This is a genomic window from Aeromonas sp. S19(2024) (genome assembly GCF_041402625.1).
Classification (GTDB): Bacteria; Pseudomonadota; Gammaproteobacteria; order Enterobacterales; family Aeromonadaceae; genus Aeromonas; species Aeromonas caviae.
The window spans coordinates 57,855-69,019 of record NZ_JBGLQU010000017.1 but is presented as its reverse complement, the minus strand read 5'-3'; the positions used below and the strand labels follow the sequence as shown (position 1 = coordinate 69,019).

Here is an 11,165-nt window from a genome sequence, read left to right as displayed (position 1 = left end):
CTAACCGAATGCGGAGCGGTAGTTCAGTCGGTTAGAATACCGGCCTGTCACGCCGGGGGTCGCGGGTTCGAGTCCCGTCCGCTCCGCCACTAAATTGAAAGGCCTTCCCTGACGGGAAGGTCTTTTTGCTTTCTGGCGTCTGGATAAGAGCTCAGGGAACAAGAGGCAACCACCAGGGCTGCGACTTGCCACTGACAACTCGATCCCGCTCTGTTGTCCCTTGTGCTTGAGCCGGACTTTGTCCGTCTCTGCGTCCGTTATGCCACTAACAAGAAGCCCAGTCGACAGACTGGGCTTTTTTTCGTCTCCACGGTCTCCTCTTCGATCTTCGCAGCAGAAGCATTGCCTTCTTGAGCCGTGAGCTTGCTAGTAATAGACGCAGAGCCAGACGGTTGTCTCGGTCGGATGGGTCCACTCCACCCTGTGCTGAAGGTGCGCCGGGATGTTGATGTAATCCCCCGGCCCCAGATGGACGCGTTCCTGTACCCCGGTATCCGGTGTGATGAAGACCAGGATGGCCTCTCCCTGCACCAGCAATACCCATTCGTGTTCATCCTGATCGAACCACTCTCCGGTAGGGGTCTGCTGCCCCTGGGAGAGAATGCGCTCGATACGAACATTGTTGGTACTGACCAGATCCGCGAACACTTCACTGGGCAGGGGGGAGGGGATCTGGCCAAGCAGGTTGCCTGTGTGCATGGGCTTCTCTCCGGTAGATGGGAACGTGGCTAGCTAAGAGTGTAGAAGCTTGGGATGGGCCGCTCTCATGGAAAAAGAGGCCTCCAACGAGCCCTTTTATGAAAAACTTCGGGGAAATGGGGGCTTATCCGCTGCAATTTCGCCAAATTCTTGCTATTTTGCGCGCCAGCAAGCAAACGATTTCCCTCACACTTTCAGGATGAACTATGGCAACGCAACAAACGACGGCCCGCGCCGGCAATGGCGGGTTTCTTGATTCCTATTTCTCCATCAGCCAGCGTGGCAGCACGGTGCGACAGGAGCTGCTGGCCGGGTTGACCACCTTCCTGGCGATGGTCTACAGCATCATCGTCGTGCCGAACATGCTGGGCGCAGCCGGTTTTGAGCAGGGCCCGGTGTTTGTGGCCACCTGCCTGATCGCCGCCTTCGGTTCCCTGCTGATGGGGCTCTGGGCCAAGCTGCCGATGGCCATCGGTTGTGCCATCTCTCTCACCGCCTTTACCGCCTTCAGCCTGGTGCTGGGGCAGGGGCTGAGCATTCCGGTCGCGCTGGGTGCCATCTTCCTGATGGGGGTGCTGTTCACCCTGATCAGCGTCACCGGCGTGCGCCAGTGGATCCTGGACAACCTTCCCTCCGGCATCGCCCACGGTACCGGCATCGGTATCGGCCTGTTCCTGCTGCTGATCGCCACCAACGGGGTCGGCATGGTGATCAAGAATGAAGGGGCGGGCCTGCCGGTGCAGCTCGGCGAGATCACCGCCTTCCCGGTCATCATGACGGTGCTGGGTCTGGCTGCCATCTTCGGCCTGGAGCGCCGCAAGGTGCCGGGCGGCATCCTGATGGTGATCATCGCCATCTCCATCCTCGGCCTCATCTTCGATCCGAAAGTAACCTGGCAGGGCTTCTTCGCCATGCCGAGCCTGAGTGGCGAGAATGGCTCCCTGGTGGGCAGCATGGATCTGCTGGGCGCCCTCAATCCGGTGGTGATTCCGACCGTGTTGGCGTTGGTGATGACCGCCGTGTTTGACGCCACCGGCACCATCCGTGCCGTGGCCGGTCAGGCTGGCCTCATCAACGAGCGTGGTCACATCATCAGCGGTGGCAAGGCCCTGACTGCGGACTCCGTCAGCAGCATGGTGGCTGGCGCCGTCGGCGGTGCTCCGGCTGCCGTCTACATCGAATCCGCCGCAGGGACTGCGGCCGGTGGCAAGACAGGCCTGACCGCCACCCTGGTCGGCGTGCTCTTCCTGCTGATGATCTTCCTCTCCCCGCTGAGCTATCTGGTACCGGCCTACGCCACCGCACCGGCCCTGATGTATGTGGGCCTGCTGATGCTGGGCAACGTCACCAAGCTGGACTTCAACGACTCGGTCGATGCCCTCTCCGGCATGCTGTGCGCCGTCTTCATCGTGCTCACCTGCAACATCGTCACCGGCATCATGTTAGGCTTCGTGGCCCTGGTGGTCGGCCGCCTGTTTGCCGCCGAGTGGAAGAAGCTCAACATCGGCACCGTCATCATCGCCGTGGCCCTGGTGATCTTCTACGCCGGTGGCTGGGCCATCTAATCCTCACGCTATCGAGAAGGGCCCTGCGGGGCCCTTTTTCATGGCTGTGAGGCGGCTAACACTTTCCCGGATCTTCCCCATTCGCTCGTTTCAGATTGAAACGTCAGGCTTTGTTTGCTGTTTCAGATCCGAACCGAAACCCCTGTCATTTTTATCCCCCTATGGCTCGCTAGACTGGCTGCATCAACCATCTGTCCACCCGTATGGTGGCAAGCCAAGGAGTGAGCCATGAAGAAGCTGATCAACGCTGTCGATGCCGTGGTCCGTGAACAACTGATGGGGATAGCTGCTGCCCACCCCGAGCTCAAGGTGCGGATCGAACCCCACTACATCACCCGCGCCGATTCCCCCGTGACGGGCAAGGTGGCGCTGGTCTCCGGTGGCGGCAGCGGCCACGAGCCCATGCACGGTGGCCTGGTGGGTAAAGGAATGCTGGATGGTGCCTGCCCCGGCGAGATCTTCACGTCCCCGACCCCGGATCAGATGTACGAGTGCGGTCAGGCCGTCGACGGCGGCGCCGGCGTGCTGTTTCTGGTGAAGAACTACACCGGCGACGTGCTCAACTTCGAGACCGCGGTCGAGCTGCTTCACGGTGACGGGGTCAAGGTGGGCTTCGCCCTCATCGATGACGACGTGGCGGTGAAGGACAGCCTCTACACCGCTGGCCGCCGCGGGGTTGCCACGACAGTGCTGTGCGAGAAGCTGGTCGGTGCCGCCGCCGAGGCGGGCTACGATCTGGCGCGCTGCGAGGCGCTGGCCCGTCGCATCAACAACCAGAGCCGCACCATAGGCGTGGCCATGCATGCCTGCACCGTCCCTGCTGCCGGCAAGCCCTCCTTCACCCTGGCGGACAACGAGGTGGAGTTCGGCGTTGGCATCCACGGCGAGCCGGGCATCGAGCGCCGTCCCTTCACCGACCTCAACGCCCTGGTGGACGACATGTTCAAGGAGCTGACCGACAACAGCCCCTATGGCCGCACCCTGCGCCACTGGGACAGAGCCACCGGCAGCTGGCAGGAAGAGCACACCTTTATCGAGCCGCTCAATGGGGGTGACCGGGTCATCGTCCTGGTCAACAGCCTCGGCGGCACCCCTGTCTCCGAGCTCTACGGCGTCTATGGTCGCCTCGCCACCCTGTGTGAAGAGGCGGGCATCCACCCGGTGCGCAACCTCATCGGCCCCTACTGCACCTCTCTCGACATGACCGGCATCTCCATCACCCTGCTCAAGGTGGATGACGAGCTGATGACTCTGTGGGATGCCCCCGTTCACACCCCCGCCCTGCGGCGCGGCTGCTGAGGAATATTCATGTTAAGCAAGCATCAGATCGTCAACTGGCTGCTCGACTGCGAGCACATCTTCACCGAGCAGCGTGACTACCTCACGGCGCTGGATACCGACATCGGCGACGGCGACCACGGCCTCAACATGCAGCGCGGCTTTGCCAAGGTGGCGGAGAAGCTGCCCGCGGTGGCGGACAAGGACATCGGCCAGGTGCTCAAAACCACCGGCATGACGTTGCTTTCCTCGGTCGGCGGCGCCAGCGGACCCCTCTACGGCACCTTCTTCATCCGGGCGGCGGCCAGCAGCGATGCCTGCCAGAGTCTGACCCTCGGCCAGCTCGGCAAGATGCTGAGCGACGGGGTGGAGGGGATCGTCTCCCGCGGCCGCGCCGAGCCGGGTGACAAGACCATGTGTGACGCCTGGTGGCCCGCTTTGGCCGCCCTGCAGCAGGCGGAACAACAGGGCCTGCCGCTCCCCGAGGCGCTGGACAAGGCGGTGGCTGCCGCCACAGCCGGCACCGAGGCCACCATCCAGATGCAGGCCCGCAAGGGGCGCGCCAGCTATCTTGGTGAGCGCAGCATCGGCCATCAGGATGCGGGGGCCACCTCGACCCTGCTGCTGCTGACCGCCCTGCGTGACAGAGCGAGGTTGTGACATGATCGGCATCGTAGTGGTCTCTCACAGCGCCATGCTTGCGGCCGGTTTGAAAGCTCTGGCCGATCAGCTGGGCAGCCCGGCGAAACTGTTGCTGGCGGCCGGGGTCGATGACCCCGCCCATCCCATCGGCACCGACGCCATCGCCGTGATGAGTGCGATGGAAGAGGCGGATGACGGCAGCGGGGTACTGGTGCTGATGGACTTGGGCAGCGCCCTCTTGAGCGCCGAGACCGCCCTCGAGCTGCTGCCCCCCGAGCTGAGCGCCCGGGTACGGCTCAGCCCCGCCCCGCTGGTCGAGGGCACTCTGGCCGCCGTGGTGGCCGCTGGCGCAGGCCTGACGCTGGACGAGGTAGCCGCCGAGGCGCTTGGCGCCCTGGGCCCGAAACAGGGAATGCTGCCTGCCAGTGCGGCGCAGGCCACCACGGAGGCAGCCCCCGTTGCCGACGACGGCTGGTTGCGCTGCGAGGTGGTGGTCGATAACCCCCACGGCCTGCATGTGCGCCCCGCTGCCAGGCTGGTCGCGGCACTCAAGCCCTTTGCCGCTGAACTCAAGCTGCAAAAGGGGGACAAAGAGGCGAATCCCCGCAGCCTGAGCCGGCTCGCCATGCTCGATGTGCGCCAGGGGGACAGGCTCATCCTGCTGGCGCGAGGGGAGGATGCCGGGGCGGCGCTGAGCTGCTTCCAGCAACTGGCGCGGGATCGCTTCGGCGACTGAAACATTCCCCCATCCGGGCCCCGTCACGACGGGGCCCGCTTTTTTGAGGGACGTTCTGGTCAGTGGTGGTAGTCGGCGGGATCGATGTCGAGCAGTTTGAGTCGCCGCCAGAGGGTGGTGCGGCTGATCCCGAGCTGGCGCGCCATCTGGCTGACCTGGCCCTTGCTGGCACGGGCGGCCCGCAGGATCGCCTGATGCTCCAGCTCCGCCAGGGTGAGCAGCGGCTGTCCCACCACCTCGTCCGCCAGCAGGCAATGGCCCTGGCGGATGGCGGCCGGGAGCGCCCGGGGCGGGATCTGTGCCTCACTGCAATGCAGCAGGGCATACTCAATGGCGCTGCGCAGCTCCCCCAGGTTGCCGGGCCAGGGGTAGGCCAGCAGGCAGTCGAGGGCGTCAGGGGTGAACTGGCGCCCCGGCTCGCCCCCCTGCACCGCCAGGTGCTGGCGGATGAGGCTGGGCAGATCGGCGCTGCGTTCCCGCAGGCTCGGCAGCCAGAGTTCGCACCCTTGCAGCGCATAGAGCAGCTGGCGGCCGAATCCCCCCTCCTGCACCCGCTGCTCCAGCGGGGCGCTGCTGGTCGCGATGATCCTCACCCTGAGGGGGAGGATGCGGGCGGAGTCGAAGCGCTGGATGCGCCCCGTCTTGAGCAGTTGCAGCAGGGCGGCCTGCATGGGGGCGGGCAGGCACTCCACCTGCTCCAGCACTAGCGTGCCACCGTGAGCCAGCTCGAACTTGCCTGCCCGCTCCTGCCCCGCCTCGTCGGACCCCATGAGTTCCAGCGCCATCCGCTCTCTCGGCCATGCCTGGCAGTTGAAGATGACCAGGGGGCCGGCGGCTCGCTCGCTGCCAAAGTGGATGGCCTCCGCCAGCTGGGCCTTGCCCACCTCCTCCTCCCCCCGCAGCAGGACGGGGCCCTGTCCCCTGGCCGCCTGGCGGGCGTGGCGCAGCAGTTTGCGCATGGCGCTCGACTCCCCCACCAGGGCGGAGAGCTCGGGCACCGTCTGGCGCAGTTGATGAATGGCGCGCAATCGATCGGTGGGATGGAGCAGGACGATGAAGCTGACCCCGTCCGGTCCCGGGAGGGGCTTGAGGCTCACCAGGGCGTCGATGAAGGCCTCGCCCCGGGTCTCCCGCCGCTCCAGCGTCACCTCCACATGGCTCAGGGGGGTCATCTCCGCGATGGCCAGACGCAGGCGCTGGGGCAGCAGCAGATGGTGATCGAGGGGCTGGCCCAGGCAGACAGCCGGGTCGAGTCGCAGCCGACTGGCCGCCAGGGCGTTGAGGTAGCGCAGCCGCCCCTGGGGATCCCAGGCCAGCACGCCGTCTTCCATGCCATCCAACAGGGCATAGAGCTCGCTCAAGTGGTGCTGGGACTCCTGCATCAGGCGCTCCATCTGCAGCAGATTGGCCAGCTCGCGGCCGGCGCTGACGGTGAGCGCGAGATCCCCCGGCGCGGCCTCTTCCACCCGGCAGATCAGAGCCACGATCGCCACCTGGCGACCGGTGCTGTTGTAGACAGGGCTGGCACAGCAGTGCCAGGGGTGGAGACGCTGGTTGAAGTGCTGGGGGCCGCTGACGCAGAGCGGCACCCCCTCCAGGGCCGCCAGGTTGACGGCATTGGTGCCCATGCGTCCCTCGCTGAAAAACGCGCCTGGGCCAAAACCGAGTGCCGCCAGCGCCTGCAGGGTATCGGGGTGGCCGGTCTGGGCCAGCAGGCAACCGCTCTCGTCGGTGAGCAGCAGGGCGCAGGGGCGCCCCTCCATGAACTCGTAGAGATCCTCCAGCGCCATCTCGCCGGTGGTGAGCAGGTCCCGCTTGCGCTGGCGCAGGCTCTCCAGGGTCTGCCCTCTGGCGCAGTGGGGAGGATGCCAGAGGGACGCGCTGGTCTGGTGGGCACAGCGCAGCCAGGAGGCCTGCAGGTGCTCGGGCCAGGACGAGAGGGGCTGGGGAACGGATGGCATGGTCACGGCGATATCCGGCAAAAGGGAAGGGGCCATTTAATCACCCTTGCCGCCCCGATTCAGTGACCGCTCTCAGAGTGTCGCGTCCTGGTCCCGGGTGACGGCCTCTGCGGCAAACTGCTGCTGGAGCCAGTGGCTCACCGCCCGGCACTGGGGGCTGCCTTCGCTCTCCTGATGGATCAGCATGTTCCAGTTCGGCCCGGCCACCCGGTGGGATGAGAGGGGCAGCAGCCACCCCTGTCGGCGTGCGTCGCGAGAGAGCAGCTCGCTCGCCAGCGCCACCCCGAGCCCGGCGCTGGCCGCATCCTGCAACAAGCCGGGATCGGAGAAGTTGAGCCCCTGGGTCTGCAGGTGCAGATCGTCGCCGCCCTTGAGGGTCCAGTGGTGCCAGTCCATCTCCCGCTCCCCGTGCAGGGTGGTGCGCTCCTGCGCGGGCTGTGCCAGCACGGCCGGGCTCGCCACCGGCAGCAGCCGATCCGCCAGCAGCGGCTGATGGCGGCATTCCGCCTGGGGAGCCAGCCCCCAGCGCAGCGAAATGTCGATGGTCTGCTCGGCCATGTTCGGCGTGTCGTCGCTGGTGAACAGCCAGAGATCGATGCCCGGATGCTGGGTGTGAAGGTCGGCCAGCCGGGGCAGCAGCCAGAGGCGGGCGATGGCGGTACTGGTGTTGAGCACCAGCTGGTTCGGCTTGCGGTACTGCTCGAGGCGCTGTATTCCCACCGCCAGTTGCAGCAGCACCTGCTGGGTCGTCTCCAGCAGATCCTGGCCCGCGTCGGTCAGGGCGACGGAACGTCCCTGGCGGTGAAACAGAGGCTGGCCAAGCAGCTCCTCCAGCGAGCGGATCTGCTGACTGATGGCAGACTGGGTGAGGTGCAGCTCCTGGGCCGCCTGATGAAAGCTGCCGAGCCTGGCCGCCGCCTCGAAGCCGCGCAGCACGTTGAGAGGGGGCCAGTGTTTGAACATCATTGATTAGCTCCGCTTATCAATTTTATCGAAAATCGATCGTTTGTTACCCATCAACGGGGAGAATAGTCTATTCCCATCGTCAATAACCTTAACAGTACCTAATCAGAGAGGCTGAGATGCGCGAGCAGGGAATGAGGGCTGTGGGCTGGTTCATGCCAGCGGAGTGGTGCCGGCACGCGGCGACCTGGATGGTCTGGCCGCACAACAAGGCGCTGTGGGAAAACGGCTGGGGCGTAACCCTGTCCCAGGTCCAGCAGGACTTCGCCCGGGTGGTCAATGCCATCGCCCGCTTCGAACCGGTGAACCTGGTGGTGGATCCCGCCGCACAGGCCGAGGCTCGCGCCCTGTGCGGCGACGGGGTGCGCTTCATTCCCCTGCCGGTGGATGACAGCTGGTGCCGTGACTCCGGCCCCACCTTCATCTGCCATCCCGAGCTTGGCACCGCCGGGATCAGCTGGCGTTTCAACGCCTGGGGCGGCAAGTCGGCCCACGGTCTGGATGAGGGGCTGGCGCGGCGCGTTCTCAACAGCCTGGAGCTGGAGTGCATCGGCAGCTTCCTCGCCAACGAAGGGGGCGCCATCCATGTGGATGGGGAGGGCACCCTGATCACCACGGAGTCGGTGCTGCTCAACAGCAACCGCAACCCCGGCATGACCAAAGTGGAGATCGAACGGATCTTCAGCCGCCTGCTCGGTATCGAGAAGACTATCTGGCTGCCGGGGGATCCGGACCACGTCACCGGCGACATGACGGACGGTCATGTGGACGGGGTCTGCGCCTTCAGCCGCCCCGGCCACCTGCTGGTGGACGCCACCCTGGACGGGCACTCCACCTATGGCCGCGTGGTGCGGGAGAACCGCCGAGCCCTGGCCCTGGCCACCGATGCGAGAGGTCGCTCCTTCGAGTGCCTCGAGCTGTTCGAGGCGAGCGAGGCGGTGGACGCCGAGGCGGAGGTGTTCTGCGCCTCCTACACCAACTTCTACATCGCCAACGGCGCCATCATCATGCCCGCCTACGGCGTAAGCGCGGACGAGGCGGCGGGGGAGGTGCTGAGGCGCGCCTTCCCGAACAGGCAGCTGGTGCCGGTGCGCATCAACCAGTTGGCCCACGGCGGGGGCGGCATTCACTGCATCACCCAGCAGCAGCCGGCCTGGCCGGTGCAGGGGTAAGCGTTTGGAGCGGCCTCGTCAGGCGTCTGCGAGGCCTCATGACGGGATCAGGGAGGAGAGATTCATGAACAAGGTCGTCGCAACAATGCAGTTTGCCTGTCAGGGGGAACGCGTGTCAGGGAGGGTATCCGGATGAGCAAGATCGTCGTCGCCACCACACAATTCGCTTGCAGCTGGGAGCTGGAGCGCAATCTGGACACAGCGGAGAGCCTGGTACGGGACGCCGCCGCCAGTGGGGCCAACCTGGTGCTGTTGCAGGAGCTCTTCGCCACCCCCTATTTCTGTATCGAGCAATACCACGGCCATCTGGCGCTGGCGGAGTCGTTCGAGCAGAGCCGGGTGTTGTGCCGCTTCTCGGCCCTGGCGCGGGAGCTGGGGGTGGTGCTGCCCATCAGCTGGTTCGAACGTGCCGGCAACGCCTACTTCAACTCCCTGGCAGTGGCCGATGAGGATGGCCGGCTGCTCGGGGTCTATCGCAAGACCCATATCCCGAACGCCATCGGCTATCAGGAGAAGGAGTACTTCAGCCCGGGGGACACGGGGTTTCGGGTCTGGGACACGGCCGCCGGCCGCATCGGGGTCGGCATCTGCTGGGATCAGTGGTTCCCGGAGGCGGCTCGCGCCATGGCGCTGCAAGGGGCCGAGCTGCTGCTCTATCCCACCGCCATCGGCTCGGAGCCGGGGGCAGAGGGGCTCGATTCCCGGGATCACTGGCAACTGACCCAGCGCGGCCATGCCGCCGCCAACATCATGCCGGTGATCGCCGCCAACCGGGTGGGCCACGAGGTGGCGACCCGGGATCCCGCGTTGCAGATGCGCTTCTATGGCTCCTCCTTCATCACGGATCACAAGGGGGCCCTGCTGGCCGAGGCGGACAGGGATACCCCGGGCGTGCTGGTGCGGGAGCTGGATCTCGCCGCCATGGCGGAGGAGCGGCTGACCTGGGGCATCTATCGGGATCGCCGCCCCGAGATGTATGGCGCCTTGCTGAGCCTGGACGGGCAGGGCCATCGGGGAGGGCGTCCATCATGAGCGCCTTGACCAAGATAGCCACGGCACTGGCCCTGCTGCTGGGTCTGGGGGCCCAGGCCGCAGAAGGGGCGGGGGAGGCGACAGAGGAGAAGGTGCTGCGCCTCTACAACTGGTCCGATTATTTCGCCGCCGATACCCTGAGCGAATTCACCCGGGAGACCGGGATCCGGGTCATCTACGACGTGATGGACAGCAGCGAGACCCTGGAGGCCAAGCTGATGGCGGGTCGCAGCGGGTATGACCTCATCTTCCCGGGGGACACGGTGGCGGAGCGGCTGATGCGGGCGGGCAGTCTGCAGCCGCTCGACAAGGGCAAGTTGCAACACCTGGGGGACATAGACCCCGGCCTGGCGCGGTTGCAGCAGGCCTATCCCCATGCGAAGGAGGCCGTGGTGCCCTACACCTGGGGCACCATAGGGCTCACCTACAATGCGGACGCTATCAAGCAGCGGATGCCGGATGCCCCGGTGAACAGCCTGGACATGCTGTTCAAGCCCGAGCTGGCGGCGAAATTTGCAGATTGCGGCATCTCGGTCATCGACTCCCCGGACGAGGTGCTGGCGGTGGTGCTGCACTATCTTGGGCGGGATCCCCGCAGCGGCAAGGCGGACGATCTGGAGGCGGCCCTGGCCCTGCTCAAGGGGATCAAGCCCTATATCCGCAAGTTCCAGTCCCAGCCGGTGACTCAGCTGGTGAACGGGGATCTCTGCCTCTCCCTGGGCTACAGCGGCGACATGACCCAGGCCAGGCGCGCCGCCGCCGAGGCGGGCAAGCGGGTCGACTTCGAATACCGATTGCCGAAGGAGGGGAGCACCATCTGGATGGACACCATGGCGATCCCGGCGGATGCCCCCCATCCTGACTATGCCTATGCCTTTATCAACTTCGTGATGCGCCCGGCCAATATGGCGGCCATCACCAACAGCACCGGCTATCCGACTGCCAGTGCCAAGGCCAGACCCATGGTGGATGCCACCATGACGGCCAACCCGGATATCTACCTGGACGAGGCCAGCTACCAGCGGCTCATTCCGGGTCAGGATATAGCACAATCCCAGATGCGTGCCCGCATGCGAGCCTGGACTCGCTTCAAGAGCAGCCTCTGAACCCAGGAGTA

At 65.6% G+C, this 11,165-nt stretch carries 10 protein-coding genes and 1 tRNA gene; 8 read left to right on the top strand and 3 right to left on the bottom strand.

Annotation, left to right across the window (positions count from 1 at the left end; genetic code table 11):
• Nucleotides 1-12: 12 nt before the first annotated feature.
• A tRNA-Asp gene (locus tag ACB037_RS20450) sits at nucleotides 13-89 on the top strand.
• Nucleotides 90-366: 277 nt separating this feature from the next.
• On the opposite strand, the gene ACB037_RS20445 is transcribed toward ACB037_RS20450, so the two are convergent.
• Nucleotides 367-699 (bottom strand): cupin domain-containing protein, encoded by a 333-nt coding sequence (locus ACB037_RS20445; protein ID WP_010675945.1) that lies wholly within the window; start codon nucleotides 697-699, stop codon nucleotides 367-369.
• A gap of 206 nt (nucleotides 700-905) precedes the next feature.
• Here ACB037_RS20445 and ACB037_RS20440 point away from each other — a divergent pair, with 206 nt between their 5' ends.
• The 4 genes from ACB037_RS20440 (at nucleotide 906) to dhaM (ending at nucleotide 4,920) form a co-directional block, all read left to right on the top strand.
• Nucleotides 906-2,264: an NCS2 family permease gene (locus ACB037_RS20440; protein ID WP_316287663.1), complete on the top strand. Its 1,359-nt coding sequence runs from the start codon at nucleotides 906-908 to the stop codon at nucleotides 2,262-2,264.
• 228 nt (nucleotides 2,265-2,492) lie between these two features.
• Nucleotides 2,493-3,563 carry a dihydroxyacetone kinase subunit DhaK gene (dhaK, locus tag ACB037_RS20435; RefSeq protein WP_371175827.1) on the top strand — a complete coding sequence of 357 codons (1,071 nt, stop codon included), beginning with the start codon at nucleotides 2,493-2,495 and terminating at the stop codon, nucleotides 3,561-3,563.
• Nucleotides 3,564-3,572: 9 nt separating this feature from the next.
• Nucleotides 3,573-4,202 carry a dihydroxyacetone kinase subunit DhaL gene (gene dhaL, locus ACB037_RS20430; protein WP_039040811.1) on the top strand — a complete coding sequence of 210 codons (630 nt, stop codon included), beginning with the start codon at nucleotides 3,573-3,575 and terminating at the stop codon, nucleotides 4,200-4,202.
• Nucleotide 4,203: 1 nt separating this feature from the next.
• Nucleotides 4,204-4,920, top strand: a complete 717-nt coding sequence (gene dhaM / locus ACB037_RS20425; RefSeq protein WP_371175826.1) for a dihydroxyacetone kinase phosphoryl donor subunit DhaM — start codon at nucleotides 4,204-4,206, stop codon at nucleotides 4,918-4,920.
• A 59-nt stretch (nucleotides 4,921-4,979) separates the two neighbouring features.
• Here dhaM and dhaR read toward each other — a convergent pair whose 3' ends face one another.
• Together dhaR and ACB037_RS20415 are read right to left on the bottom strand one after the other, a co-directional pair.
• Nucleotides 4,980-6,881 carry a dihydroxyacetone kinase operon transcriptional regulator DhaR gene (dhaR, locus tag ACB037_RS20420; protein WP_371175828.1) on the bottom strand — a complete coding sequence of 634 codons (1,902 nt, stop codon included), beginning with the start codon at nucleotides 6,879-6,881 and terminating at the stop codon, nucleotides 4,980-4,982.
• Between the two features lie 72 nt (nucleotides 6,882-6,953).
• Complete coding sequence (locus tag ACB037_RS20415) at nucleotides 6,954-7,847, bottom strand: LysR family transcriptional regulator (protein ID WP_151028574.1); 894 nt, start codon at nucleotides 7,845-7,847, stop codon at nucleotides 6,954-6,956.
• Between the two features lie 116 nt (nucleotides 7,848-7,963).
• Between ACB037_RS20415 and ACB037_RS20410 the strand changes: the two genes are divergently transcribed.
• From ACB037_RS20410 to ACB037_RS20400, 3 genes are all read left to right on the top strand, one after another.
• Complete coding sequence (locus tag ACB037_RS20410; protein WP_371175825.1) at nucleotides 7,964-9,016, top strand: agmatine/peptidylarginine deiminase; 1,053 nt, start codon at nucleotides 7,964-7,966, stop codon at nucleotides 9,014-9,016.
• Between the two features lie 132 nt (nucleotides 9,017-9,148).
• Nucleotides 9,149-10,048, top strand: a complete 900-nt coding sequence (gene aguB / locus ACB037_RS20405) for an N-carbamoylputrescine amidase (RefSeq protein ID WP_124245320.1) — start codon at nucleotides 9,149-9,151, stop codon at nucleotides 10,046-10,048.
• Entirely contained in the window at nucleotides 10,045-11,154 is a 1,110-nt protein-coding gene (locus tag ACB037_RS20400; RefSeq protein ID WP_324030571.1) for an extracellular solute-binding protein, read from the top strand. The genes aguB and ACB037_RS20400 overlap by 4 nt, the downstream gene beginning before the upstream one ends.
• Nucleotides 11,155-11,165: the final 11 nt, after the last annotated feature.

What these genes read in the sequence shown, in the direction of transcription:
- ACB037_RS20445 (WP_010675945.1), bottom strand. Translation starts at nt 699, where the DNA reads ATGCACACAGGCAACCTGCTTGGCCAGATCCCCTCCCCCCTGCCCAGT.
- ACB037_RS20440 (WP_316287663.1), top strand. Translation starts at nt 906, where the DNA reads ATGGCAACGCAACAAACGACGGCCCGCGCCGGCAATGGCGGGTTTCTT.
- dhaK (WP_371175827.1), top strand. Translation starts at nt 2,493, where the DNA reads ATGAAGAAGCTGATCAACGCTGTCGATGCCGTGGTCCGTGAACAACTG.
- dhaL (WP_039040811.1), top strand. Translation starts at nt 3,573, where the DNA reads ATGTTAAGCAAGCATCAGATCGTCAACTGGCTGCTCGACTGCGAGCAC.
- dhaM (WP_371175826.1), top strand. Translation starts at nt 4,204, where the DNA reads ATGATCGGCATCGTAGTGGTCTCTCACAGCGCCATGCTTGCGGCCGGT.
- dhaR (WP_371175828.1), bottom strand. Translation starts at nt 6,881, where the DNA reads ATGCCATCCGTTCCCCAGCCCCTCTCGTCCTGGCCCGAGCACCTGCAG.
- ACB037_RS20415 (WP_151028574.1), bottom strand. Translation starts at nt 7,847, where the DNA reads ATGATGTTCAAACACTGGCCCCCTCTCAACGTGCTGCGCGGCTTCGAG.
- ACB037_RS20410 (WP_371175825.1), top strand. Translation starts at nt 7,964, where the DNA reads ATGCGCGAGCAGGGAATGAGGGCTGTGGGCTGGTTCATGCCAGCGGAG.
- aguB (WP_124245320.1), top strand. Translation starts at nt 9,149, where the DNA reads ATGAGCAAGATCGTCGTCGCCACCACACAATTCGCTTGCAGCTGGGAG.
- ACB037_RS20400 (WP_324030571.1), top strand. Translation starts at nt 10,045, where the DNA reads ATGAGCGCCTTGACCAAGATAGCCACGGCACTGGCCCTGCTGCTGGGT.